The sequence below is a fragment of the Kluyvera chengduensis genome, assembly GCF_044197065.1.
Lineage (GTDB): Bacteria > Pseudomonadota > Gammaproteobacteria > Enterobacterales > Enterobacteriaceae > Kluyvera > Kluyvera ascorbata_C.
In genome coordinates, this window is record NZ_JBIQOI010000001.1 from 979,483 (window position 1) to 1,005,243 (window position 25,761).

Genomic DNA, 25,761 nt, shown 5'->3' on the forward strand with positions numbered 1-25,761 from the left:
GAATCAATGCAGAATGCCGCAATTCGGGTGGAAACCAGACAAGGGACGTTAACGGGCGTAGATGAGGGCGATACCCATCTGTGGTGCGGTATTCCCTACGCGGCACCGCCGATGGGGCCGCTGCGTTGGCGAGCGCCGCAGCCGGTAACGCCCTGGCAGGGCGAACGTCAGGCGAATACCTTTTCTGCCGCCAGTTGGCAAAGTGCAGAGTATTGCCAGGAACTGGGCGGCGGCGACCCCGGTCGCTTTTCCGAAGATTGCCTCTATCTAAACGTTTGGTCTCCTGCTAAACGTCAGGGGCCGCTGCCGGTAATGGTCTGGCTACACGGAGGAGGTTTTACTATTGGCGCAGGCGCGCTGCCGCCTTATGACGGTAAAGCGCTGGCCCGACGTGATGTGATTGTGGTTACGATCAACTATCGTTTGGGTCATCTCGGCTTCTTTGCCCACCCCGCGCTTGAGGGGGATGACGGCGAACGGCGCTATAATTTTGGTCTGATGGACCAGGTCGCGGCGCTACGTTGGGTACAGGAAAACATTGAAGCCTTTGGCGGTGACCGTGACAACGTCACGTTATTCGGTGAGTCGGCCGGTGCGCGCAGCGTGCTGTCGCTGATGACATCGCCGAAAGCCGTGGGGCTGTTTCACAAAGCAATCATTCAAAGCGGTTATACCTTGCCCGACCAACCGCGCGATGCTGCGCTGGCGCGCGGTGAGCGTCTGGCTGAATATTTCAATCTGCCGAATGCGTCAGCACAAGATCTGCGTGATATTCCCGCCGAGGCCTTCTGGCCGCTGACCGCACCCCACAATATTGGCCCGGCCCCCATCGTCGGCGACGCCGTGCTGCCGCAGCCGATGCTCGACGTTTTCTTCGCCGGTAAACAGCACGTCATGCCGGTGCTGGTGGGTTCCAACAGCGATGAAGCCAGCGTGATGGCGGTATTTGGCGTGGACCTGGCGGGCGAAATCCAAAAGCTTCGCCGTGAACGTCGTCTGGGACTGGGGCTTATCAAACTGCTTTATCCGGGCGTGAAAGGAGATGAAGAGCTGGGCCGTCAGGTTTGCCGGGATATGGCGTTTACCACGCTGGGTTATGTGGTGATGCAGGCGCAGCAGCGCGTTAATCAGCCCTGCTGGCGCTACTGGTTTGATTACGTCGCTGAAGCCGAGCACGACACCTACTATCACGGCGCGTGGCACGGTAATGAAGTGCCCTATGTCTTCGATACGCTGGGACAAATCATGCCCTCGCGCGAGTACGTCACGCCGCGCGATCTCCAGGTGGCGTCTCAGGTGGCGGACTACTGGGTCAGCTTCGCCCGTGATGCCAGCGCGCGCCATACCGTATTGACGGGGCCGGTACGCTGGCCCGCCTGCGTGCGCGGTCGTGACCGTCTTTTGCGCATTGGTTTACGCAAGCACGCCGGGTTCCGCGTGGAAAATCGCTTTATGCGTGCGCGGCTGGCGTTGTTCAAACGCGTCATGAAGCATCATGTGAGTCTGGATTGACAGATTTTGTTGCGCTAGCAATTGGATTATCAATCAATTTTGTCTAGAGTGGGCGGCAGTAACGCCGTTTTTATTTTGCAGCATTCCGACTTTAAAAGGACGCTTTGCCAGGCATGAACCGCAGACACTTTCTTAAATCTTCTATGGCTGTTGCCGCCGTGTGCGGGACTTCCGGTTTCGCATCGCTATTCTCCCAGGCCGCGATGGCAGAGGACTCCGGCATTGCCGACGGCCAGACGCGTCGCTTTGATTTCGGCGTACTGCAATCTATGGCGCACGATCTCTCCCGCCAGCCGTGGAGCGGCGCACCGCGCCCGCTGCCGGATACCCTGGCTAACCTGACGCCGCAGGCCTACAACAGCATTCAGTACGATGCTGAACATTCGTTGTGGAACAACGTCAAAGAACGCCAGCTGGACGTACAGTTTTTCCACGTCGGAATGGGCTTTCGCCGCCGCGTGCGGATGTTCTCGCTCGACCCATCAAGCCACCAGGCGCGTGAAATTCACTTCCGTCCGGAGCTGTTCCAGTACAACGATGCCGGTGTCGACACCAAACAGCTGGAAGGGCAGACCGACCTCGGTTTCGCCGGTTTCCGCGTGTTTAAAGCGCCCGAGCTGGCGCGTCGCGATATCGTGGCGTTCCTCGGCGCGAGCTACTTCCGTGCGGTAGACAGTACCTATCAGTACGGCCTATCCGCGCGCGGTCTGGCGATTGATACCTACACTGACTCGCTGGAAGAGTTCCCGGACTTCACCTCCTTCTGGTTCGAAACCGCGAAGCCGGGCGACACCTCCTTTACCGTTTACGCGCTGATGGATAGCGCTAGCGTCACCGGGGCGTACAAGTTTGTGGTGCACTGCGAGAAAGCGCAGGTGATCATGGATGTGGAAAACCATATCTATGCGCGGAAAGACATCAAGCAGCTCGGCATTGCGCCGATGACCAGTATGTTCAGTTGCGGCAACAACGAGCGCCGCGTCTGCGACACCATCCACCCACAAATCCACGACTCCGATCGTCTGGCGATGTGGCTTGGCAACGGTGAATGGATATGTCGTCCGCTGAACAACCCGCAGAAGCTACAGTTCAACGCCTATCAGGACAAAAACCCGAAAGGCTTCGGACTGCTGCAGCTCGACCGCGATTTCACCCACTATCAAGACGTTATGGGCTGGTACAACAAACGTCCAAGCCTGTGGGTCGAGCCGCGTAATCAGTGGGGGAAAGGGGCCGTCAGCCTGATGGAGATCCCAACCACCGGTGAAACGCTCGATAACATCGTCTGCTTCTGGCAGCCGGAAAAACCGATGAAGGCGGGCGATACGCTGAACTTCAGCTACCGCTTATACTGGAGCGCAATGCCGCCAGTACGTTCCCCACTGGCGCGCGTGCTGGCTACCCGCACCGGCATGGGCAGCTTCCCGGAAGGCTGGGCACCGGGTGAGCATTACCCGGATAAATGGTCCCGTCGCTTCGCTATCGATTTTGTTGGCGGTGACCTGAAAGCCGCTGCACCGAAAGGGATCGAACCGGTTATTACGCTCTCCAGCGGCGAAGCGAAGCAGATTGAGATCCTCTACGTTGAACCGTTCGACGGCTATCGCATTCTCTTCGACTGGTATCCAACCTCTGATTCCACCGACCCGGTGGATATGCGCCTGTTCCTGCGCTGCCGCGGAGACGCCATCAGCGAAACCTGGCTGTATCAGTACTTCCCGCCAGCGCCGGATAAACGTCAGTATGTTGATGACCGCGTCATGAAATAACCTCGCTGTCGTCATGTAGGCCGGATAAGGCAATGCCGCCATCCGGCACTCTGCGCCGTTATGCCTGATGGCGCTGCGCTTATCAGGCCTACGATCACTTACTGAGAATTGAGAATGACCGCCACCGAAATCATCACCGTTAATGACACCGTCACCCTTCAAGCCGTCAATGAAAGCCACGTTACCGGTCTTTTTGAACTCGTGATGCGTAATAAAGCCTGGCTCCAGCAAACGCTGAACTGGCCGCAGTACGTCAATAGTGAACAGGATTCTCGCCAGAACGTGCAGGGCAATATGATGCTGCACCAGCGCGGTATCGCCAAAATGTTCCTGATTTTTGTCGATAACACAATGGCTGGCGTCCTGTCGTTTAACCAGATTGAACCCTCGAATAAAACCGGCTATATCGGCTACTGGCTAGACGAAGACGCACAGGGAAAAGGGATTTTGTCGGCGTCACTACAGGCGTTTATTCGCTATTATGCCGAACGCGGCGAGATTCGCCGCTTCGTCATTAAGTGCCGAGTCGATAACCTGCGTAGTAACCACGTCGCGCTGCGCAACGGGTTTGCGTTGGAAGGGTGCTTGCGCCAGGCCGAGTTTCTCAACGGCGTTTATTACGACCAGAACATTTATGCGCTGATTGTTGACGACGCGGCGCTATAGCGCGCCAAACAGCGGGGTGCGGGTAATATGCTGCGCCCCGGTCATTGTTTTACGCCCGCGCAGATGAATCGCTTCTCCTGGCAGGGCTTCTACCACCACGCTATCGGTGATATCAATGTGATACTCGATCAGCACATCGCCAACCACCCTCGCATCCCCCTGAATAAGCACGTGATCGTCGAGTAAAATCGGCCCGCCCTGTAAGCGCGCGTTGCCGCCAACCAGTACGTGATGCTTCAGCACGCAATTACCTTCGACTACCGCATGTTCCGCCACCTGCGAGCTGTAGCGTATCGTCGGGATCTCATCTTCGCCGCGACCGGCGATAATGCGCGCATTGCCGTACACTTTGGCGCAGTCGCACACCCAAATGTTGTTCTCTTCGTTGCCATCCAGACGCGCGCTGTCGAAGATTTCTGCACGATGCTCAACGAAGGCATGAATCAGCATGGCTTTACCGAAAATTTGCGCCTGATGCACCACCCGGCAGTGGCGAAGCTGCGCGGCGTCGTAGATTTGCAGCAGTTGTTCGCTGTCGGCGGTTAACCCTCTGGCCCCAACAATTTGCGACTGCTCAGCAATATAGGCATAGCCGAATAGATGGCAGTGGCCGTGAACCTGGGAGTCATGTACGGCGGCATCGCCGCTAATTCGAGCGAAATGGCTGATGCGGCTGGCTTGTACCCATGCGTTGCCGCCAACCTCAGCCTGGTGGCTGATTTCGCAGGGTTGCGTAATTCTGGCGTTTTCAGTCACCCTGGCCCCGGCATACACCAGGCTATTTTGATCGTAGATCCAGCATTCGCCATCGTGGCTGAGTGACAGCTCGTTTTCTACCCAGCCTCCGAGGCTGCCGGCGCTGACATCGGCAAAATCCTGCAGGGCAATAATCTGGCGCACCACCACGCTTTCTCTGGCACCGGGCTCGCCAATTTGCACGCTGCGCGTTTCATCGCTGAGACGATATTTTTTCATGATGGCCTCACGGGTATGCGGATAAAGTAACTGTAGCAAACCATTGTGACGGTAACCACGCACGGGCAATTGCCCCATCGGGGAAACGACTGGGCATTCCGACCATCATCGTCAGTTTGTCTATACTTCTTTTTCGCGCTAGCGTGCCATTAAAGAATCATTTAAAATGCAACTTAATAGAATTTGATTAATTAAACAAAATGCATAATAACGAGAATGAAGCACGGGTCCTTAATCTGCCCGTAGGTTACTTTGGCATGGTACTGGGCACCATTGGCATGGGCTTCGCGTGGCGTTATGCCAGCACGATTATGCCGGTGAGTCATTCAATTGGCGATGCGCTGGTGGTGCTCGCCATCATGATGTGGGGCTTGTTGACGCTGGCCTTTCTGACGCGGGCGGTGCGCTTTCCGTACAGCGTCTGGCAGGAGATGCATCATCCCATTGCCAGCAGCTTTGTCAGTCTGTTTCCGGCTACCACCATGCTGGTGGCGATTGGCGTTACGCCGTGGGCAAGACCGCTGGCGCTGGCGCTGTTTTGTCTCGGGGTGGCGTTGCAGCTCGGTTACGCCGCCTGGCAAACGGCTGGGCTGTGGCGAGGGGAGCATCCTGCGGATGCGACAACGCCGGGGCTTTATCTGCCTACCGTCGCGAACAATTTTATTAGCGCAATGGCCTGCGGCGCGCTGGGTTTTAACGATGCCGGGCTGGTGTTTCTTGGTGCTGGGGTTATCTCGTGGATTACCCTCGAACCCGCTATCGTCCAGCGTTTACGCAGCGGCGGGGTACTTTCCGTACCGTTGCGTACCTCGCTCGGTATTCAGTTGGCTCCGGCGCTGGTAGCCTGTAATGCGTGGCTGAGCATCAACGGCGGTCAGGCAGATGTCTTCGCCAAAATGCTGTTCGGGTACGGGCTTTTACAGCTGCTGTTTATGCTGCGCCTGATGCCCTGGTATCTGCGCCAGGCGTTTAACGCTTCGTTCTGGAGCTTTTCGTTCGGTATTTCCGCACTGGCCTCCACCGGGCTGCATCTTGGGCACGCCAGCGGTTCTGGATTTTTCCATAACCTGGCGCTGCCGCTGTTTATATTCACCAATATCGTGATCGGTCTGCTGCTGATTAAAACGCTGCTGTTGCTGCTTCAGGGTAAACTTTTGACCCGCGTTGCGCGGTCAACACTGATGAAACCGAAGGATGAACAATGACAACTCGTGATGAAAACTACTTCACCGAAAAATATGGCCTGACCCGCACCCATTCCGATGTGCTGCACGCGGCATCGTTGATTAAACCGGGTAAAACATTAGATCTTGGCTGCGGCAACGGGCGTAACAGCCTCTATCTGGCAGCGAACGGCTATGACGTCACGGCGTGGGATAAGAACCCGATGAGCATCCAGAACCTGCTTTCGATTCGGGAGTCTGAAGGGCTGGAAAACTTACAGGCGGCGGTGAAGGACCTGAACACGCTGACCTTTGACGGCGAGTACGATTTTATTCTGTCGACGGTGGTGATGATGTTCCTTGAGGCGAGCACCATTCCGCGCCTGATCCCGAATATGCAGCGCTGCACCAAACCTGGCGGCTACAATCTGATCGTTGCCGCGATGGATACCGATGATTTCCCTTGCACGGTCGGTTTCCCGTTTGCGTTTAAAGCTGGCGAGCTGAAAAATTATTATGAAGGGTGGGAATTGCTGAAATATAACGAGGATGTCGGCGAACTTCATCGTACCGATGAAAACGGCAATCGCATTAAATTACGCTTCGCTACGATGCTGGCTCGCAAGAAATCATAATTAATATTTATATAACGGGCGCAAGCCCGTTATGCCGTGAATCATTTTTGTGAATAATGAGAACCCCCTCTATTTTTGCCGCGACAAACGCCTGATTCATTTGCTATAACTTACTGGCATTTGTGCATTTATCAGGGATTATTCTCATGCGTACTCAAGCGTTTTTCAAAGTGGCGGCCCTTGTGGGCGTTCTGGCATTAGCGGGCTGTGCGTCAAAGACCACGACTCCTCAGCAATACTCAGGATTTTTAAAAGACTATTCTGGCCTGAAGGAAGCAACAACGGCGTCAGGAAAAACGGAACTGCGTTGGATCTCTCCGGACTACAAACCGGCTAACTACGCAAACGTCGTCTACAACCCGGTAACTTACTATCCGGTACCGAAGCCGACGACACAGGTTGGGCAAAAAGCGCTAACCGATATTCTGAACTACACCAACACCGAACTGAAAAAAGCCATCAGCGAGCGTAAGCCGCTGGCAACGACCGCTGGCCCGCATAGCCTTATCTTCCGCGGTGCGATTACTGCCGTTGACTCCAGCAAAGAAGGCCTGCAGTTCTACGAAGTGATCCCAATCGCGATGGTGGTTGCGGGTACCGAAGCGGCAACCGGCCACCGTACCATGAACACCAACCTCTACTTTGAAGGCGAACTGATTGATGCGGCGACCAACAAGCCGGTCATTAAAGTGGTGCGCAAAGGGGAAGGTAAAGACCTGTCTAACTCCAACGCTCAGCTGACGCTGGATACGTTGAAACAGGTGATTGATGATATGGCGGTTGATGCCGTTAAATTCGATCCATCGCAAAAGTAATTTTACTTTGGCGTGATGAATAATAGAGGGCGACACTCAGGTGCCGCCCTTATTTTATTTATTCAGATTTTTGATTCTTTTAAAAGCGCGGCAATCGCCGCATCTTGCTCTGCATAATTTCCCTCACCGAAGAAGGTATATCGTAACTGACCACGCGCGTCGAAAAGATAGTGCGCAGGCCAGTATTGATTCCCAAAAGCGCTCCAGATTTGGTAATTATTGTCGGTGACGACCGGGTAGGTGATGTGCCATTTTTTTACCGCCTCCTGCACTGCGCTGAAGTTTTTCTCATGCGGATATTCCGGCGTATGTACCCCAATGACCTCCAGCCCCTGTGGCCGATACTTTTCCGCCCACTCATGCACGTGCGGCAGCGTGTGCTGGCAGTTAATACAGTCGAAGGTCCAGAAATCTATCAGCACCACTTTGCCCTTGAGCGATTCGCTGGAGAGAGGAGCGCTGTTGATCCAACCAGTACCCCCGTTAAGAGATGGCAGGGCGCTATCAGCGACCGGCTGGAGCTTGACCGGGGTGACCGGGAGCCAGTTCGCCAGATGCTGTTCAAGCTGCGCCGAGAGCCCCGTTGCCCCTTGCAGTACGCTGGTGGTGCCGGAGGCAATCAGTACCACCGACGCCAGCATCGTCATCCCGGCTAGCTGTTTCAGACGTTCGACCACCGCTGTCCTGTTGCGTAACCAATGCAGCACGCGCTGCCCGCCAAGCCAAAGCAACCCCAGCATGGCGGCACAGCCGCTCCCGTAGGCGGCGAGGAGCACGCCGCTGGAGACGCTGTTACCCTGAACAACACCGAGGCTCAGGATAGCGCCCAACACCGGGCCTGCACATGGCGCCCATAAAAGCCCGGTAGCAACGCCCGCCAGCAATGCCGCCATCACGCCACCACGATTCAGACTATGGTCGTTCACCTGGTTGCCTAACCGCACCACCGGAGCCATCAGGTGCTGAGCGATGCGTGGGGAGATAAGCGACAGCGCCACCGCACCGAGAAAAACGAGCGCCAGCCAACGGCCCGCCTGCGCCACCTGTACCACCCAGGCGCTGGCAACCGTCACCAACAGCGACAGCGCGGTGAACATGACGACCATTCCGGCGAGCATCGCCGCGAGATGCCGTTTTTGGCCTTTTACGCTGGCAAATAAAAAAGGAATAACCGGCAGCGTACAAGGGCTTAATAGAGTCAACATCCCGCCGAGAAACGCGATAATCATAGCCATCTGACACCTCATATCAATTAAGCCTGTCGAGCAGGCGATGAGGTGATTTAATCGCATTGATGTCGTGGGAATGTGTCGGCAACTTGCCGTTTTGTTAGCTTAATTGTCGGTAGCTGCGTCAGATACATCAGAATACAAAGGCAGCAGCAACTTCGCGGAAAGACCACCTTGCGGGCGATTACTCAGGGTGAGTTTCCCCTGTAAACGCACCGCCAGCTGAGAAGCGATAGCGAGCCCGAGCCCAGTGCCGCCTGTATGGCGGTTGCGCGATGACTCGAGCCGATAAAACGGCTGTAGCACGGCGTCCAGTTCATGGTCTGGGATACCCGGCCCGTTGTCCTCAATATCAATGGAGAGCCAACGGTCGTCGACCTGCCGTAGCGTTAATTGCGCAGATTCACCGTACTTCAGCGCATTATCGACGAGATTCGTCACCACGCGGCGTAGCGCCTGGGGGAAAGTGGTGAGCGGCATCGGCATGCCCGGAGCGCGGTATGTCACCGGGTGTCCGGTATCGGTATAGTCGCACACCAGGGTATCGAGAAACGCGTTAAGGTCGAGGCGCTGGCCTGGCTCCTGAACGCTTTCGGTGCTGCGCGCGTAAGCAATGCCTTCGCGCACCAGGCGCGTCATGGCATCCAGATCCTGTATTAGTTTGTCCTGCAACGCCGCTTCCTGCGCCATTTCCACTCTTAATTTCATGCGCGTAATCGGGGTTTGCAGGTCGTGAGAAATCGCAGCAAGAATGTGCGCGCGCTCTTTAAGGTAGTGCTGGATACGCGCCTGCATGGCGTTAAAGGCTCGTGCCGTTTGTTGAACCTCTAAAGGGCCATGTTCATTCATCGGTTGCGGGCTATTAGTCGCGGGCTCGAGGGTTTCCACCGCGCGGGTAAACTGCCGCAGTGGACGAACAACCTGGCGTACGGCAAGCCAGGCGAAAATTAGCAGCAGCAGGGGTTGCGCAACCAGTACGATAGGCAGCCAGCGGGCAAGCGCCGGAAGCTGCGGATAGATATCAATCGTTAACGGGCTGCCATCGCTAAGGCGAAGGTGTGCTTGAATATGCTCACGCGGGCCGGGGAGATGACTCACCGTCAGGGCGTATTTATTCCCTAGCGCATTGTGCAAAGTCTCGATAATGCTGCGCGTTCTCCAGCCGGTGGGTACCGGACCTGGCTCACCCGCGGTGGTCAGATACTGATAGTTGCCGCGTGCCAGGCGGGGAAGCCAGGCTTGACGTTCGCTTGTCGGCAGGCGGTCGAGGATGGCGACGCTGGTGGCAACATCGTTCTCGAGGGTATTGAGCATCACGCTGCGCGCGCTGCTCATGCGCTCGTACAGCAGCAGCGATAGCGTCAGGCTGTTGGCCAGCAACAGGCCGCCAAGCACGATGAACACCAGCCGATAAAGCAGAGATTTCGGCCATAGCCTCATTCGTGGCGTTCCCGAATTTCCACCGGCATCGCTAGCACATAGCCTTCACTGCGCACGGTTTTGATATACGCCGGTTCGCGTGCGTCATCGTTCAGCCGCTGGCGCAGGCGGCTGACCAGAAGATCGATTGAGCGCTCAAACAGCTCTGCGTCACGCCCCTGGGTCAGGCTGAGCAACTGGTCACGGCTTAACACGCGTTGGGGATGATCGACAAATACGCGTAGCAGACGGTATTCCGCACCGCTAAGCGCCACCACCAGTCCGCCGTTGTCTATCAGATGCCGAGCGGTGGTATCGAGCTGCCAATCGCCGAAGGCAATCAGACGCCCGGTTTCGGTAATCTGTAAATTGGGAGGCAGGGCGCGATAGCGGCGAAGAATCGCTTTAATGCGCGCCAGCAATTCGCGGGCGACGAACGGCTTCACCAGATAATCGTCCGCGCCCATCTCCAGCCCCAGAATGCGGTCTGCATCATCACCGCGGGCGGTGAGCATCAGCACCGGCACGTTCTGGCGATCGTTGCGTAGCTGGCGGCACAGCGTCAGCCCATCATCGCCGGGCATCATGATATCCAGTACCACCAGATCTACCTGATTGCCAGCCATATAGGCGCGCATCGCCTTGCCGTTGCTGGCCCCTGTAGCCCGGTAACCTGATTTTTGCAAATAGTCGACGACCAGTTCACGGATGTCGTGGTCGTCGTCCACGACCAGGATATTGTCGATATGTTCCATGCATTCTCCACAAAGGGCTAAGGGACCGCGGTCAATTTACAGCTTATCGGCATCAATGACCGCTGTCGTGAATTCAGTCGGATCTTCTTGCGGCGGATTATGGCCGACATGGGCACCAAAAGTACGATGCTCATACTTGCCGGTAAAGTGCGACGCATACGTTTTTGGGTCCGGATGCGGCGCGCCGTTGTTACCGCCTTCAATGGTGATGGTCGGCACGGTAATAGGCGGCAGTGTCGCCAGCTTCTGCTCATATTTATCGTATTTCGCTTCGCCCTTTTCCAGCCCCTGACGCCAGCGATAGTTATTGATCGTTATTGCCACGTGGTCCGGGTTATCCAGCGATTTGGCGCTGGTATTGAAGGTCTCATCGCTGAACTTCCAGTCCGGCGAGGCCTGCTGCCAGATAAGTCTGGCGAAGTCGTGGGTGTTTTTCGTGTAGCCCGCCTGGCCGCGCGGTGTGGCGAAATAGAACTGATACCACCACTGGAGCTCTGCCTTCGGCGGCAGCGGCTGTTCGCCGATTTTCTGGCTGCTGATGAGATAGCCGCTCACGGAAACCAGCGATTTCACGCGTTCCGGCCACAGTGCTGCAACAATATCAGCGGTGCGTGCGCCCCAGTCGTATCCGGCGAAATCCGCCTGCTTAATGTTTAGCGCGTCCATCAGCGCCACAATATCGGCCGCCATCGCGGAAGGCTGGCCGTTACGCGGGGTGCTGGCTGAGAGGAATCGAGTGGTGCCGTAGCCGCGAAGATGGGGAACAATCACGCGAAAGCCTTTGCTGGCGAGCGCCGGGGCAACTTCAGCGTAGCTGTTGATGTCGTAAGGCCAGCCGTGGAGCAAAATGACCGGCTGCCCGTCGCGGGGGCCAATATCGACGTAGCCGACGTCGAGCACGCCAGCATGAATCTGGTGCACCGTTTTAAAATCGTTAGCGTAGTCGGTTGCGGCAAATGCAGGTAATGCGGATGCCATTAGCAAAGCAGCAAGACACAGACGAAAGCGGGATACGGAAGAGGCTGAAGCGTTCATGAATTTCTCCTGGACAGAGGCGTGAGATCATCAAATCAAAAACGATAGCGAACGAAGTATAGGCGGCTATCGCGACCTGATAATAAAAACAATCGCAAGTGTCGAGGATGTGTGGGAATTCGTGAATTTTGCCAGCCACTGTATCCGTGAAGGGGCCGGATACAGTGTGATACAAACAAACTGCTGGGCGACATGCGATATTGTAGCCCGGCCGAGCAAAGCAACGCCGGGATTACGCCCGACTTAAAAACGGTACTCGCCACATCTCTGGTTTGGCAAACATCACCAGATTCCCCAGCAGAATCAGTACCAGTCCGAGCACGGCGTTCGCGTGCCACTGATAGCCTTCGTACATCGTCGACAGCGTCAGCGCGACCAGCGGGAACAGCAACGTACTGTAGGCGGCATTGCTGGCGCCAATGCGCCCGACCAGCGTGAAATAGACGCCAAACGCAATCACCGAACCGAAAATCGCCAGATAGAACAGCGCGCCCATGTAGCTGACCGTCCACTGCGGGGTGAAATCATCGCCGCGCAGCAGGGCGATAACACCGATGATGAGGGTGCCATACAGCATCGCCCAGGTATTGGTGGTGAGCGTTTCCAGCCCACGTCGCTGGTGGCGCAGGCTCAGCATGTTCCCCAGCGAGAAACCGTAGGTGCCGAGCGCGCTGAGTAAAATTCCGGCCAGCAGCGTGCTGCTCATGCCGACCGCCTGTAGATCTTCCCAGAAGAGGGTGATGATGCCGCACAGCCCTAGCAGAGCAGCCAGATAAAAGCGCTTTGGTGGCGTCTGGCGGAAGAAGATAAAACTATTGATGGCGTTAAACAGCACCGCCATGGAGAAAATCACCGACTCCAGCCCGGTATTTATCCACTTTGCTGCTGTGTAGAAGCACAGAAAGTTGAAACCGAACACACAGCAGCCTTGCAGAATACAGAACAGATGATCGCGTAGCGCCAGTGGGCGCAGACGACGCAGGCACAGCAGAATAGTCATCATGGTGATGCTGGCAATCGCAAAGCGCCAGAAAATCGAAACCGCCTCAGGCACAGGGCCCTGCTGTAAAAAGATGGCAATCCAGGTGGTTCCCCAGATAACAACGACCAGGGCATAGAGCAGCGCGTTCATAGTTCCTCGCATCAATAACAATAAAAAACAAGTGTGACGCGGTACGCATTCCGGCGCTTGCAGAAGGCTGCGGGTGACTTGCATATTCTTGCGGTTTTTTTGCAAGCGGGCCGCGCAGAACGCTAGATTCTGCGACCGACAGCCCCTAGACTGGCACTATCGATAATCGTGATAGATATGTTAATGGCCTACGCAACGTTTGAGAGATTACAGAGTCAGAACGCACAGCTGCGGGAAACCGTTGCGCTTAACTCTGGCATCCAACTGGCGGCCTGGTATAACAAATGCGATAACCTGACGGTTAAGAGCGATCATCACACGCTTAGCCTGTACGTAGCAGATGGCTACGAGAGCTACCAGAAAACGCCCCACGGCTGGAAAAATGGCGGGGGGCCTGACCGTTTTTGCCTGATGCCGAAAGACACGGAATCAACGTGGGATATTCGCGGCGATCTGTCATTCGTGCATCTCTATTGCACCGATGAGCATTTGCGTAAGGTGGGGGAACAGGTGTGGGATCGCAGCCCGGCGGCCTTAACCCTCGACGAACATATTTTTGGCAATGACCCGAAGATAACGCTGCTCTACCGTCAGTTTCTGCTGGGCTATGACTGGCAGCAACCTGCAAACCAGCTTGCTTTGAGCAGCGCCAGCACCTTGCTGCTGACGCACCTCATCCAGCATCACGCCAACGTACAGTGGCGGTTGCCGACGGTGACCGGCGGGCTGGCTCCGGTGGTTCTGCGTAACACGCTCGACTATATCGATGCCCATCTCAGTGCACCACTGACCCTTGCCGACCTCGCCGCGCAGGCGACCCTAAGCGAATACCATTTTGCGCGCATGTTCCGCCAGAGCGTAGGCCTGGCACCGCATCAGTATGTGATGCAGCGCCGGATGGACCGCGCGCTGCAGATGGTGCGCTACACCACGCAATCCCTGACGGAGATTGCCCTGTGCTGCGGGTTTAGCTCCGCCAGCCATTTCAGCAATCGCTTTAAAGCGGTAAATGGCGTGACGCCGTCACAACTACGCGCGGGGCTTGCGGGATAACAGCGCGAAGCTAACGCCGCCAATCACCAATCCCCAGAATGCCGACCCCACGCCCGCGAGCGTTATCCCGCTGGCAGTGACCAGGAAGGTGACCATGGCCGCATCGCGTTCCCTGTCGTTATTCAAAGCCTGGAACAGGCTTCCTCCCAGCGTACCGAGCAGCGCCAGCCCTGCCAGCATCTGGACCCACACCGTCGGTAGCGCTGACATTAGCGTGGTGATAGAGCCGCCAAAAACCCCGGCCATCAGATAGAAAACGCCCGCGGCGGCCGCCGCTTGCCAACGCTTAAGCGGATCGGGATGAGCATCAGGGCTCTGACATATAGCGGCGGTAATGGCGGCGATGCACACGGAGTAGACCCCGAATGGTGCCAGCAAAAGGCCAAATGCGCCGCTGACCACAATCAGCGGTGAAACCGGTACGTGATAGCCAGAGGCCTGAAGCGTGGCGAGCCCAGGCGCATTTTGTGATGCCATGGTCACGAGGAAAAAGGGAATACCGATGCTCAACAGTTGGGTCAGGGAGAAGTGCGGAGCAATAAACTGCGGGGCGACCACGGCCAGGCTTAAGGAGTCGGTGACAACGTCACCTTTTAGGGCTGCCATCACGATACCTACCGCCAGCGCCGCAACTACCGCGTAGCGCGGCGCAAGGGCTTTAAACAGTAGCCAACCCACCAGCATGCTGCCGCACAGCGCCAGTTGTCCCTGCAACGTGGCAAATGCCTGCAGACCGAAGCGCAGCAAAATACCTGCCAGCATGGCCGCCGCCAGCGAGTGTGGAATCAGCTTCATCAGCCGGGCAAACCAACCGGTCAGGCCGCAGATAACAATCAGTGCGTTGGCGAAGATGAAAATTCCGACCGCGTCGTTGAGCGTTGCCCCTTGTAAACCGCCCACCAAAAGCGCCGCACCCGGCGTTGACCAGGCGGTTAAAATCGGCACTTTTCGCCACAGGGTCAGCGCCAGCGTACTGACGCCCATCGCCAGGCCGAGTGCGGTCATCCAGCCTGAAATTTGCATTGCGGTCGCGCCAGCGGCGGCAGCGGCTTGCCAGATGATCGCCGCAGAACTGGCATAGCCGACCAGCACGGCAACAAAACCGGCCAGCACGGTGGGGAAAGGGATTCGCATAAAAGCCTCTTGTGCGCTATAACATCCAATTAATGTACCATTGTGCGTTATAGCGCACAATGGCCGGTTATGATTAGCTAAAACGGCGCTGGCGGCGTGGGGTATACTTCGTCGATGGAAGAAAATGGAGGTGGAATGAATATTGCGCAACACCTGGCAGCGACGCTGAAATCCTTACGTCAACGGCGTGGCTGGAGCCTGTCTAAGCTCGCAGAAGAGACGGGGGTCTCTAAGGCGATGCTGGGGCAAATCGAACGTAACGAATCCAGCCCAACGGTGGCGACGCTGTGGAAGATTGCTACTGGCCTGAACGTACCGTTTTCGGTGTTTATCACGCCAGAGGTCCCGGGCGCAGAGCAGTCGTTCGACCCGCAGCAGCAGGCGATGGTTGTTACGCCAGTATTTCCCTGGGACCCGGTGCTTTTCTTTGACCACTTCTCGATTACCCTTGCGCCGGGCGCGCTAAGTGAATCGACCCCGCACGAAAAAGGGGTGATTGAACATGTGGTGGTGATTAGCGGTCAGCTTGATATGTGTATAGAGGGGGAATGGCGGACGCTGTACGCCGGAGAAGGGCTGCGGTTTGCGGGGGATCTCGCGCATGCTTACCGTAACAGCGGCGAGCAGGTCGCGCATTTCCACTCTATTATTCACTATCCTAAAGAAAACGCCGCAGGCAGGCCTGCGGCAAATCATGACAATGAACCATAACGTGGCCGTTACGAGGAAAGTCCGGAATACGGAAATAACTCTAACTGACTGATGTCGAAAGCAGAAATGCCCATTTCGGCAATAGGTTATCGAAATTTTGCTAACCGCGGCGCACAAGCGCTGGAAACTGTTTTCGTCCGCTGCGGCTTCTGGCTACAATAGCCGCCATTTTGTGACCCGACTGGATAACCTCGACCCTATGCGCCAGCAGAATGCCCTTCTTGAACTCCTTAGCCCGGCTCGCGATACCGCTATTGCTCGCGAAGCGATTCTTCATGGCGCCGATGCCGTGTATATCGGCGGACCCGGCTTTGGCGCGCGCCACAATGCCAGCAACAGCCTGCAGGATATCGCTGCGCTGGTGCCGTTTGCCCATCGCTACGGCGCTAAAATCTTTATTACGCTCAACACCATTCTGCATGATGACGAGCTGGAACCCGCGCAGAAGCTGATTACCAGCCTGTACGACGCGGGCGTGGATGCGCTGATCGTGCAGGATATGGGCATTATGCAGCTCGACCTGCCACCCATTGAACTGCACGCCAGCACCCAGTGTGATATTCGCACCGTTGAGAAAGCCAAATTCCTGTCGGACGTTGGGTTCAGCCAGATAGTGCTGGCGCGCGAGCTTAATTTGCAGCAGATCAAAGCCATCCACGACGTGACCGACGCGACTATCGAGTTCTTTATCCACGGCGCGCTGTGCGTGGCCTATTCCGGGCAGTGCAACATTTCGCACGCTCAGACCGGACGTAGCGCCAACCGCGGCGACTGTTCACAGGCTTGTCGTCTGCCGTATACCCTGAAAGACGATCAGGGCCGAGTGGTGGCGTTTGAAAAACACCTGCTGTCGATGAAAGATAACGATCAGACCGCCAACCTCGGCGCGTTGATTGACGCGGGCGTGCGCTCCTTCAAGATTGAAGGGCGCTACAAAGATATGAGCTACGTGAAGAACATCACCGCGCACTATCGCCAGATGCTCGATACGATCATTGAAGAACGCGGGGATTTAGGTCGTGCCTCTGCCGGGCACACTGAACATTTCTTTGTTCCGTCCACGGACAAAACTTTCCATCGCGGCAGTACCGACTATTTCGTTAATCAGCGTCAGATGAATATCGGCGCGTTTGACTCCCCGAAATTCGTCGGCCTGCCGGTAGGCGAAGTGCTGAAGGTCAACAAAGACACCCTTGATGTAGAAGTCAGTGAACCCTTGGCCAATGGCGATGGGCTCAACGTATTGATTAAGCGTGAAGTCGTAGGCTTCCGCGCCAACACGGTAGAGAAAATCGGCGAAAACCGCTACCGCGTGTGGCCGAACGAGATGCCAGCCGACCTGCATAAAGTCCGTCCGCATCAGGTGCTGAACCGCAACCTCGACCACAACTGGCAGCAGGCGCTGCTGAAAACCTCCAGCGAGCGTCGTATTGCGGTGGATATCGAGCTTTCCGGCTGGCAGGAACAGCTGGTGCTGACCATCACCAGCGAAGATGGCGTCAGCGTCACGAATACCTTAGACGGCGAATTTGCGGCTGCCAACAATGCCGATAAAGCGCTGAGCCAGCTGCAGGACGGGATTGCGAAACTGGGGCAAACAATCTATTACCCGCGCGGCGTTGAGGTGATGTTGCCGGAAGCGCTGTTTGTACCGAACAGTACGCTGAACCAGCTGCGTCGTGAAACCGTGGAGATGCTCGATGAAGCGCGTCTGGCGGCCTACGTGCGCGGCAGCCGCAAAGCGGTGGCGAACCCGGCGCCGGTCTATCCGGAAAGTCATCTGAATTTCCTTGCCAACGTATACAACCATAAAGCGCGTGAGTTTTATCATCGCTACGGCGTGCAGTTGATTGACGCGGCCTACGAAGCGCACGAAGAGAAGGGCGATGTGCCGGTGATGATTACCAAACACTGCCTGCGCTTTGCGTTCAACCTGTGCCCGAAACAGGCGAAAGGCTCCATCAAGAGCTGGAAGGCCACGCCGATGCAGTTGATTAACGGTGATGAAGTGCTGACGTTGAATTTTGACTGCCGCCCGTGCGAAATGCACGTGATTGGCAAAATCAAAAATCACATTCTGAAGATGCCGCTGCCGGGGAGCGTCGTGGCGTCGATGAGTCCGGATGATTTGTTGAAAACGCTGCCGCGGCGTAAATAGCGCCACTTTGTAGGCCTGATAAGCGTAGCGCCATCAGGCGGTTCTGCGCAGGTTGCCGGATGGTGGCGTTGCCTTATCCGGCCTACAACTTATGTAGTCCGGCCGATCAACGCGATGCCGGGGAAGCAACAATGCCAAATAAAAGGCCGGAATCTCCGGCCTTTCTTACTTAGTTATGCTGCCCGTCTTTTGGTGGCAGTTTGTTGTCGCCGTCGTGTTTTGGCGGCTGGCCTTTGCCATCATGCTGCGGGCCTTTGTTGTCATGTGGCGGTTGGCCTTTGCCATCGTGCTGTGAGCCTTTTTCGTCGCGCGGGGGCTGACCTTTGCCGTCATGCTGCTGACCTTTGCCATCGTGCTGAGGGCCTTTGTTGTCATGCGGCGGCTGACCATTATGCTGCTGTTCTACAGGTGGTTTTTTTGGTGGCTCCTGATGATCAGCTGCGAAAGCGGTTGAACACAGACCCATTGCCAGGATTGCAGACAGTGCAATAATTTTCTTCATCATGTACTCCATACATTGCTTTTGTGTATGGGGGGTAGTTGACCAATTAAAAATGGAGGAAATGTGAAGGCCCGTCCAATTAAGAATAGTCCGGGCACTTAAAGCTTAAAGTCACGATCCTCTTGTTATATCAGGATTTAAATCCCGCAGCGGTCATCAGTACACGAAATAAACTGCCCACCACAGCAAGCGTCAGAACGCTGCCACCCCAAAGCGCCACCAGCCAGAAAATGCGTGAAACCCAGCGATTTTTCATCAATGATAGCCCTCATTTTGCGGGACCTTTCCACGAAACACGTAGTAGCTCCAGAAGGTGTACACCAGAATGACGGGAATGATAAATAGGGCGCCAATCAGCATAAATTCCTGACTCTGTACCGGTGCGGCGGCCTGCCACAGGGTGATAGACGGCGGAATGATAGCCGGCCAGATGCTGATGCCAAGCCCGCTAAAACCAAGGAAAACCAGGATAAGCGTCAGAATGAAAGGCTGAGCATGACTCTCTGCCCGCGCCAGATGCCGCCATAGCAGTGCGCTGGCAATAAGGACCAGCGCCGGTACCGGCAGCAGATAGTAGAGGTTCGGTAGGCTGAACCAGCGTTGGGCGATAGCGGTATGCTGAAGCGGTGTCCAGAGGCTGATAATGGCAATAACCGCCAGCAATGCCAGTAACAGACCACGCGCGTTCCGCTTCATGCTGTGTTGCAACGTAGCTTCACTTTTCATCACAAGCCAGGTCGCGCCAAGCAGCGCATACGCGATGGTGAGCCCCACGCCGCAGAAGAGCGTAAACGGCGTCAGCCAATCGAAAGCGCCGCCGCTATAAGCGCGCCCCGTTACCTCAAAACCGTTTATCACGGCGCCGACGACAACGCCCTGGCAGAACGTCGCCAGAATAGACCCGCCCATAAAAGCGTTATCCCAGAACGGACGGTGTGACGGCGTGGCATTGAAGCGAAACTCGAAGGCAACGCCACGAAAAATCAGGCCGACGAGCATCAGCGAAAGCGGGATGGTCAATGCGTCAATGATGACGGCATAGGCCAGTGGAAACGCGCCGAAAAGCCCCGCGCCGCCAAGCACCAGCCAGGTTTCGTTGCCGTCCCAGACCGGTGCCACGCTGTTAACCATCAGGTCACGCTCCTGCGCATTGCGGGTAAAGGGAAAGAGGATCCCGATGCCCAAATCAAAGCCGTCCATAACGATGTACATCAGAGTGGCAAAAACAATAATCACGAACCAGATAATGGACAGGTCGATGTTCATGCTTGTTCCTCCTGGGATGAGTGGGTGTCCATGGCGGCGGAAAGCGGGCGCGCAGGCGTTCCCTGAGGGGGATGGTCAAACGGCTGCGGGCCTTTGCGGATAAGGCGTACCATATAGCTGTAACCCACGCCAAACACCGAGCTGTACACCACAAAGAAGGTTAACAGGCTGATACTCATATGCAGGTTGCCGTGCGCTGATACAGCATCTGCTGTGCGTTGCAGGCCGTAGACCACCCATGGCTGACGACCTACCTCGGTGGTGACCCAACCGGCGAGGATGGCAATCAGGCCGGAAGGGCCCATCAGCAGCGCGAACCACAGGAACGGACGTGAGGTGTACAGGGTCTGTCGCTTACGTAACCACAGCGCCACGACGCCGAGCAACAGCATCAGCATTCCGAGCCCCGCCATAATGCGAAACGACCAGAAGACGATGGTTGAGTTAGGGCGATCTTCCTTCGCGAACTCCTTCAGTGCGGGTACCTGCTTATCGAGGCTATGCGTGAGGATCAGGCTCCCCAGCATTGGAATTTCCAGCCCGTAGCGGGTGCGTTCCTGTTCCATATCCGGCCAGCCAAACAGCAGCAGCGGGGTTGGCTCGCCCGGCGGGTTCTCCCAGTGGCCTTCAATAGCGGCAATTTTTGCCGGCTGGTGTTTCAGTGTATTGAGTCCATGCATGTCGCCCACCATGGCCTGAATAGGCGCAACAATCAGCGTCATCCACAGGGCCATGGAAAACATCGTGCGCACAGCAGGCGTCTGATTGCCGCGCAGCAGGTGCCAGGCCGCCGATGCCCCAACAAACAGCGCGCTGCTCAGGAACGCGGCAATGGACATATGCAGGAGTCGGTAAGGGAAAGAAGGATTAAACACCACGGCAAACCAGTCTACGGGCACGACCTGGCCATTAACGATTTCATATCCTTGCGGTGTCTGCATCCAGCTGTTGGAAGCGAGGATCCAGAAGGTTGAGATAATCGTGCCCAGCGCCACCATGCAGGTAGCGAAAAAGTGCAACCCCGGCCCAACGCGGTTCCAGCCGAACAGCATGACGCCGAGAAAACCGGCTTCAAGGAAAAAGGCGGTTAATACTTCATAGGTCAGCAGCGGGCCGGTTATGCTGCCCGCGAACTGGGAAAAACCACTCCAGTTCGTCCCGAACTGATAGGCCATGACCAGCCCGGAAACAACCCCCATACCGAAATTTACGGCGAAGATCTTAGACCAGAACTGGTACAGCGATCGCCAGACTGGGTTACGGGTTTTCAGCCATAGCCCTTCAAGCACAGCCAGATAACTGGCCAGGCCGATGGTGATGGCAGGGAAAATAATGTGAAACGAAACGGTAAAGGCAAACTGAATTCGCGCGAGGTGAAACGCATCAAGACCGAACATGCAAACTCCGTGGAGAAGAAGACTCGGCGTGATTTTAGGGCGTGATGGCGCAGGGGGGCAGAGACAGTATGTGGGTATTAAATGATAACAGTTTTAACATTCTGGTCATTTTTCGACGGCTGTTATCGCTGTCTCTGCCGGGTAACTACCCGCGGGTGAATCGTGCGGCGAGCTTTTTGGTCCGCGGATAAAGACAGACCAGCGCGCTGCCGAGTGCCACGATAAACAACAGCGGATTAACCAGTTCTAACGTTTCACTGTGTAATTCCTGAGAGGCGATGATCGAGGAGAAGCACAGCGCAGCGGAGTAACCCAGCAATTCAATACTTGTCATTTTCATGTAATAAGAGGTCGCGTCGTTTTCAGCAAGCCGCATATCATGGCGACCTGACATTTTTTTGCCATATCTACGTGGCGTGCGCTGATGTATTTCACACCACATGGGCAGATTTGATGTTGTAGATCAATCATTAGCGGCGTTGAACCCAAACGCAGCTGGGCGACAGAATCAACTTCAACCCATATCAGTTACATAAAAATGCATATTTCGTAACGCTGATATAATATAGACGCAATGTCAGATTCACCGGGAACCTTCATGAAAAAGTACCAGCGCCTCGCCGAGCAGATGACGGAGCAGATAGCCCTTGGGGTGTGGCTTCCTGGCGACAAACTGCCGTCGCTGCGTGAACAGGTAGTTAACAGCGGTATGAGTTTTATGACCGTCAGCCATGCGTATCAGCTGCTGGAAAGTCAGGGGCGTATCGTTGCGCGCCCGCAGTCTGGCTACTACGTTGCGCCGCGTGCCGCTACACCACGCGCGGTAGCGCCACCGGCGCAGGTGATGCCGGATAACGCCGTCGACATCAATACCTATATTTTTGAGGTGTTGCAGGCCAGTCGTAATGCCTCGGTATTGCCGTTCGCGTCGGCTTTTCCTGACCCGAAACTGTTTCCACTGCCTCAGCTAAACCGCTCGCTGGCGCAGGTCAGCAAAACCGCGACCGCGATGAGCGTGATTGAAAATCTGCCGCCGGGTAACGACGAACTGCGTCATGCGATTGCACGGCGCTATGCCCTACAGGGCATGACTGTTTCGCCGGATGAAATTGTGATAACCGCCGGTGCGCTGGAGGCGCTCAATCTGAGTCTGCAAGCCGTCACCGAACCCGGTGATTGGGTGATCGTCGAGAACCCCTGTTTTTACGGCGCGCTTCAGGCGCTGGAACGACTGCGGCTTAAGGCGCTGTCGGTGGCCACCGACGTGAAAGAGGGCATCGACCTTGATGCGCTGGTGCAGGCGCTGCAAACTTATCCGGTAAAGGCTTGCTGGCTGATGACCAACAGCCAGAACCCGCTGGGTTTCACCTTAACGCCGGAGAAAAAGGCGCGTCTGGTTGAGATCCTGAGTGAACATAACGTCACGCTGATTGAAGATGATGTGTACAGCGAGCTCTATTTTGGCCGCGACAAACCGCTGCCTGCCAAAGCGTGGGATAAAAGCGATATGACGCTACACTGTAGCTCTTTCTCAAAATGCCTGGTGCCGGGTTTTCGCATTGGCTGGGTGGCGGCGGGCAAACATGCGCGGCGAATCCAGCATCTTCAGTTGATGAGCACGCTGTCGACCAGTTCGCCAATGCAGCTGGCGCTGGTGGATTATCTGGCGACCAAAAGATACGACGCGCATCTGCGGCGTCTGCGCCGCCAGCTTGCCGAGCGTAAGCAGCAGGCCTGGCAGGCCCTGATGCGCGCGCTGCCGCCGGAAGTGCATATTCATCATAACGACAGCGGCTATTTTCTGTGGCTGGAACTTCCCGCCGGGCTGGATGCCGGGGCGCTCAGCGCAAAAGCGCTGGAGCACCATATCAGCATCGCGCCGGGCAAAATGTTCTCAACGAGCGATAACTGGGCGTCATTCTTCCGTTTTAATACCGCCTGGGGCTGGGGAGAAAGAGAAGAGCGCGCGGTAGAAACGCTGGGCCATCTTATTCGCGAAATGCTGAACTAACCTCGTCCTGATAAAGACCGGCCATAGGAAATATGCATAGCTCTCCTGGCCGGTAACTCCTTGTCTATAATCCATATTATCAATGACCTTCCGCCATTTTTGCGGAATGCGCCCTTGGTCACAACCTGTGCAAATTTATATCGGCTGCACAGGTGTGCTGCATTGTGATGTCTATTTTTATTAAGGGAGATATTTTTAACGGCACGGCTGCCGCTCAAATTCATTGTGACAGGAGTAAAATCTTTATGAGCAAGAAATTTGCCCGCAGCAGCCTGTGTGCGCTGGTGATGACCGTCGCCACCGCGAATGCCGCCGAACCCCCAACGTCGCTTGGTAAAGCAGAAGGACGGCTGGATATTATCGCCTGGCCGGGGTATATCGAGCGGGGCCAAACGGATAAACAATATGATTGGGTCACCCAGTTTGAAAAAGAGACCGGCTGTCAGGTTAACGTCAAAACGGCGGCAACTTCTGACGAAATGGTCAGCCTGATGGCGAAAGGCGGTTATGATCTGGTGACCGCCTCCGGTGATGCCTCGCTGCGTTTAATTATGGGTAAACGCGTGCAGCCGATTAACACGGCGCTGATTGAAAACTGGAAATCCCTCGACCCTCGGCTGGAAAAAGGCGCCTGGTTTAACGTTGACGGTAAAGTCTACGGCACGCCGTATCAGTGGGGGCCAAACCTGCTGATGTACAACACCAAAACCTTCCCGACGCCGCCAGACTCCTGGAACGTCGTCTTCGTGAAACAAAATCTGCCGGATGGCAAAACCAACCAGGGGCGCGTGCAGGCCTACGATGGCCCCATCTACATCGCCGATGCGGCGCTGTTTGTCAAAGCCACGCAGCCGCAGCTCGGTATCAGCGACCCGTACCAGCTTACCGAAGCGCAATATCAGGCAGTGCTGAAGGTGCTGCGTGACCAGCATGAGTTAATCCACCGCTACTGGCACGATACCACCGTGCAGATGAGCGACTTTAAAAACGAAGGCGTGGTGGCCTCCAGCGCCTGGCCGTATCAGGCTAACGGCCTCAAAGGCGAAGGTCAGCCAATTGCTACCGTATTCCCGAAAGAAGGGGTAACCGGCTGGGCGGATACCACCATGCTGCACGCGGAAGCTAAACATCCGGTCTGTGCCTATAAGTGGATGAACTGGTCGTTAACGCCAAAAGTACAGGGTGATGTCGCGGCCTGGTTTGGCTCGCTGCCGGTAGTCGCCGAAGGCTGTAAGGCCAGCCCGCTGCTGGGGGATAAAGGTTGTGAAACCAACGGCTACAGCTTCTTCGACAAAATTGCCTTCTGGAAAACGCCGATCGCTGAGGGTGGCAAATACGTGCCTTATAGCCGCTGGACGCAGGACTATATCGCCATTATGGGCGGCCGCTAATTCTCCAGGAGTCCCATATGACGTATGCAGTAGAATTTCATGACGTCTCTCGGCTTTATGGCGACGTGCGGGCGGTGGATGGTGTCAGCATCGCCATTCATGATGGGGAGTTCTTTTCTATGCTGGGGCCGTCTGGCTCCGGCAAAACCACCTGTCTGCGGCTGATTGCTGGGTTTGAGCAGCTTTCTGGCGGCGCTATCTCTATTTTTGGCAGGCACGCCAGCGAACAGCCGCCCTGGGAGCGGGACGTCAACACCGTTTTCCAGGACTACGCGCTGTTTCCGCACATGTCGGTGCTCGACAACGTTGCCTACGGTCTGATGGTGAAGGGCGTTGGCAAAAAAGATCGTCAGGCAAAAGCGGCGCAGGCGCTGGAAAAGGTCGCGTTGGGCTTTGTGGCAGGGCGCAAACCGTCGCAGCTTTCCGGCGGGCAGCGTCAACGCGTGGCGATTGCCCGGGCGCTGGTGAACGAGCCGCGCGTGCTGCTGCTGGATGAACCGCTGGGCGCGCTGGATCTGAAGCTTCGTGAGCAGATGCAGTTTGAGCTGAAAAAACTCCAGCAGGATCTCGGCATCACGTTTATCTTTGTCACCCACGATCAGGGCGAAGCGCTGTCAATGTCTGACCGGGTGGCGGTGTTCAATAACGGTCAAATTGAACAGGTGGATACACCGCGCGCCTTGTACCTGCGGCCACGAACGCCGTTTGTCGCAAGTTTTGTCGGGACCTCTAACGTTTTCGACCCGGCAGTGGCGCAAAAGCTCTGCGGGATGGCGGGAAGCTGGGCGCTGCGGCCTGAACATATTCGTCTGAATGAAAGCGGAGAAGTTCAGGTGCAGGGGCGCGTGCAGGCCGTTCAGTATCAGGGGGCGGCAACACGCTATGAACTGCTGCTGGAAAGCGGCGAGAAGTTACTGGTCAGCCAGGCCAATTTCTCCGCAGGACTCAATGCCGATGGCCCGACCGTAGGTCACCAGGTGCAGGCTTCCTGGTCGCGGGATGCGATGGTGGCGCTGGATGGAGGGAGGTAGAT

The 25,761-nt window shown here is 56.1% G+C and carries 24 protein-coding genes; 12 read left to right on the forward strand and 12 right to left on the reverse strand.

Features of this window, described 5'->3' with window-relative positions:
- The first annotated feature begins 6 nt into the window (after window positions 1-6).
- The 3 genes from ACH1XZ_RS04515 (at window position 7) to rimL (ending at window position 3,947) form a co-directional block, all read left to right on the forward strand.
- A complete protein-coding gene (locus ACH1XZ_RS04515; protein WP_395594485.1) occupies window positions 7-1,512 on the forward strand; it encodes a carboxylesterase/lipase family protein in 1,506 nt (501 codons plus the stop codon).
- Between the two features lie 113 nt (window positions 1,513-1,625).
- Window positions 1,626-3,281 carry a glucan biosynthesis protein D gene (locus ACH1XZ_RS04520; RefSeq protein ID WP_395594486.1) on the forward strand — a complete coding sequence of 552 codons (1,656 nt, stop codon included), beginning with the start codon at window positions 1,626-1,628 and terminating at the stop codon, window positions 3,279-3,281.
- A gap of 114 nt (window positions 3,282-3,395) precedes the next feature.
- Entirely contained in the window at window positions 3,396-3,947 is a 552-nt protein-coding gene (gene rimL / locus ACH1XZ_RS04525; RefSeq protein WP_395594487.1) for a 50S ribosomal protein L7/L12-serine acetyltransferase, read from the forward strand.
- On the opposite strand, the gene ydcK is transcribed toward rimL, so the two are convergent.
- On the reverse strand, window positions 3,942-4,922 hold the full coding sequence (gene ydcK, locus ACH1XZ_RS04530; RefSeq protein WP_395594488.1) for a YdcK family protein: 981 nt from the start codon (window positions 4,920-4,922) through the stop codon (window positions 3,942-3,944). The genes rimL and ydcK overlap by 6 nt on opposite strands.
- A 200-nt stretch (window positions 4,923-5,122) precedes the next feature.
- Here ydcK and tehA point away from each other — a divergent pair, with 200 nt between their 5' ends.
- The 3 genes from tehA to ACH1XZ_RS04545 all read left to right on the forward strand — a co-directional run bounded on the left by tehA (window position 5,123) and on the right by ACH1XZ_RS04545 (window position 7,535).
- Window positions 5,123-6,127 carry a dicarboxylate transporter/tellurite-resistance protein TehA gene (tehA, locus tag ACH1XZ_RS04535; protein ID WP_395594489.1) on the forward strand — a complete coding sequence of 335 codons (1,005 nt, stop codon included), beginning with the start codon at window positions 5,123-5,125 and terminating at the stop codon, window positions 6,125-6,127.
- A complete protein-coding gene (gene tehB, locus ACH1XZ_RS04540; RefSeq protein ID WP_395594490.1) occupies window positions 6,124-6,720 on the forward strand; it encodes a tellurite resistance methyltransferase TehB in 597 nt (198 codons plus the stop codon). The genes tehA and tehB overlap by 4 nt, the downstream gene beginning before the upstream one ends.
- Before the next feature lie 146 nt (window positions 6,721-6,866).
- Window positions 6,867-7,535, forward strand: a complete 669-nt coding sequence (locus tag ACH1XZ_RS04545) for a DUF3313 domain-containing protein (protein WP_395594491.1) — start codon at window positions 6,867-6,869, stop codon at window positions 7,533-7,535.
- A 62-nt stretch (window positions 7,536-7,597) separates the two neighbouring features.
- Here the strand turns inward: ACH1XZ_RS04545 and ACH1XZ_RS04550 are convergent, their stop codons facing one another.
- From ACH1XZ_RS04550 to ACH1XZ_RS04570, 5 genes are all read right to left on the reverse strand, one after another.
- On the reverse strand, window positions 7,598-8,770 hold the full coding sequence (locus ACH1XZ_RS04550) for a cytochrome c biogenesis protein DipZ (protein ID WP_395594492.1): 1,173 nt from the start codon (window positions 8,768-8,770) through the stop codon (window positions 7,598-7,600).
- A gap of 99 nt (window positions 8,771-8,869) precedes the next feature.
- Window positions 8,870-10,204: an ATP-binding protein gene (locus tag ACH1XZ_RS04555; RefSeq protein WP_395594493.1), complete on the reverse strand. Its 1,335-nt coding sequence runs from the start codon at window positions 10,202-10,204 to the stop codon at window positions 8,870-8,872.
- Window positions 10,201-10,938, reverse strand: coding sequence for a response regulator (locus ACH1XZ_RS04560; protein ID WP_395594494.1), 738 nt, complete (start codon window positions 10,936-10,938; stop codon window positions 10,201-10,203). The genes ACH1XZ_RS04555 and ACH1XZ_RS04560 overlap by 4 nt, the downstream gene beginning before the upstream one ends.
- A gap of 36 nt (window positions 10,939-10,974) precedes the next feature.
- The gene (locus tag ACH1XZ_RS04565; RefSeq protein ID WP_395594701.1) at window positions 10,975-11,916 is read right to left on the reverse strand and encodes an alpha/beta fold hydrolase; all 942 of its coding nucleotides are present in this window, start codon (window positions 11,914-11,916) and stop codon (window positions 10,975-10,977) included.
- Between the two features lie 289 nt (window positions 11,917-12,205).
- Window positions 12,206-13,105, reverse strand: coding sequence for a DMT family transporter (locus ACH1XZ_RS04570; protein ID WP_395594495.1), 900 nt, complete (start codon window positions 13,103-13,105; stop codon window positions 12,206-12,208).
- A gap of 183 nt (window positions 13,106-13,288) precedes the next feature.
- On the opposite strand from ACH1XZ_RS04570, the gene ACH1XZ_RS04575 reads away from it, so the two are divergent.
- The gene (locus ACH1XZ_RS04575; RefSeq protein ID WP_395594496.1) at window positions 13,289-14,158 is read left to right on the forward strand and encodes a helix-turn-helix domain-containing protein; all 870 of its coding nucleotides are present in this window, start codon (window positions 13,289-13,291) and stop codon (window positions 14,156-14,158) included.
- On the opposite strand, the gene ACH1XZ_RS04580 is transcribed toward ACH1XZ_RS04575, so the two are convergent.
- A complete protein-coding gene (locus ACH1XZ_RS04580) occupies window positions 14,135-15,292 on the reverse strand; it encodes a benzoate/H(+) symporter BenE family transporter (RefSeq protein WP_395594497.1) in 1,158 nt (385 codons plus the stop codon). The two genes, ACH1XZ_RS04575 and ACH1XZ_RS04580, sit on opposite strands and share 24 nt — an antisense overlap.
- A 135-nt stretch (window positions 15,293-15,427) precedes the next feature.
- On the opposite strand from ACH1XZ_RS04580, the gene ACH1XZ_RS04585 reads away from it, so the two are divergent.
- Complete coding sequence (locus tag ACH1XZ_RS04585) at window positions 15,428-16,003, forward strand: helix-turn-helix domain-containing protein (protein WP_395594498.1); 576 nt, start codon at window positions 15,428-15,430, stop codon at window positions 16,001-16,003.
- Between the two features lie 199 nt (window positions 16,004-16,202).
- A complete protein-coding gene (locus ACH1XZ_RS04590; protein WP_395594702.1) occupies window positions 16,203-18,161 on the forward strand; it encodes a peptidase U32 family protein in 1,959 nt (652 codons plus the stop codon).
- Between the two features lie 169 nt (window positions 18,162-18,330).
- On the opposite strand, the gene ACH1XZ_RS04595 is transcribed toward ACH1XZ_RS04590, so the two are convergent.
- The 5 genes from ACH1XZ_RS04595 to ACH1XZ_RS04615 form a co-directional block, all read right to left on the reverse strand.
- Window positions 18,331-18,666: a hypothetical protein gene (locus tag ACH1XZ_RS04595; protein ID WP_395594499.1), complete on the reverse strand. Its 336-nt coding sequence runs from the start codon at window positions 18,664-18,666 to the stop codon at window positions 18,331-18,333.
- Between the two features lie 127 nt (window positions 18,667-18,793).
- Window positions 18,794-18,919 carry a DUF2474 domain-containing protein gene (locus ACH1XZ_RS04600; RefSeq protein ID WP_395594500.1) on the reverse strand — a complete coding sequence of 42 codons (126 nt, stop codon included), beginning with the start codon at window positions 18,917-18,919 and terminating at the stop codon, window positions 18,794-18,796.
- The gene (gene cydB / locus ACH1XZ_RS04605; RefSeq protein ID WP_395594501.1) at window positions 18,919-19,929 is read right to left on the reverse strand and encodes a cytochrome d ubiquinol oxidase subunit II; all 1,011 of its coding nucleotides are present in this window, start codon (window positions 19,927-19,929) and stop codon (window positions 18,919-18,921) included. Before cydB ends, ACH1XZ_RS04600 begins: the two co-directional genes overlap by 1 nt.
- Entirely contained in the window at window positions 19,926-21,326 is a 1,401-nt protein-coding gene (locus ACH1XZ_RS04610; protein WP_395594502.1) for a cytochrome ubiquinol oxidase subunit I, read from the reverse strand. The genes cydB and ACH1XZ_RS04610 overlap by 4 nt, the downstream gene beginning before the upstream one ends.
- Before the next feature lie 145 nt (window positions 21,327-21,471).
- Window positions 21,472-21,720 (reverse strand): hypothetical protein, encoded by a 249-nt coding sequence (locus ACH1XZ_RS04615; RefSeq protein ID WP_395594503.1) that lies wholly within the window; start codon window positions 21,718-21,720, stop codon window positions 21,472-21,474.
- Between the two features lie 204 nt (window positions 21,721-21,924).
- Here ACH1XZ_RS04615 and ACH1XZ_RS04620 point away from each other — a divergent pair, with 204 nt between their 5' ends.
- From ACH1XZ_RS04620 to ACH1XZ_RS04630, 3 genes are all read left to right on the forward strand, one after another.
- Window positions 21,925-23,337, forward strand: a complete 1,413-nt coding sequence (locus ACH1XZ_RS04620; protein ID WP_395594504.1) for an aminotransferase-like domain-containing protein — start codon at window positions 21,925-21,927, stop codon at window positions 23,335-23,337.
- 245 nt (window positions 23,338-23,582) lie between these two features.
- The gene (gene ydcS / locus ACH1XZ_RS04625; protein ID WP_395594505.1) at window positions 23,583-24,728 is read left to right on the forward strand and encodes a putative ABC transporter substrate-binding protein YdcS; all 1,146 of its coding nucleotides are present in this window, start codon (window positions 23,583-23,585) and stop codon (window positions 24,726-24,728) included.
- Window positions 24,729-24,745: 17 nt separating this feature from the next.
- Window positions 24,746-25,759 carry an ABC transporter ATP-binding protein gene (locus ACH1XZ_RS04630; protein WP_395594506.1) on the forward strand — a complete coding sequence of 338 codons (1,014 nt, stop codon included), beginning with the start codon at window positions 24,746-24,748 and terminating at the stop codon, window positions 25,757-25,759.
- Window positions 25,760-25,761 lie beyond the last annotated feature (2 nt).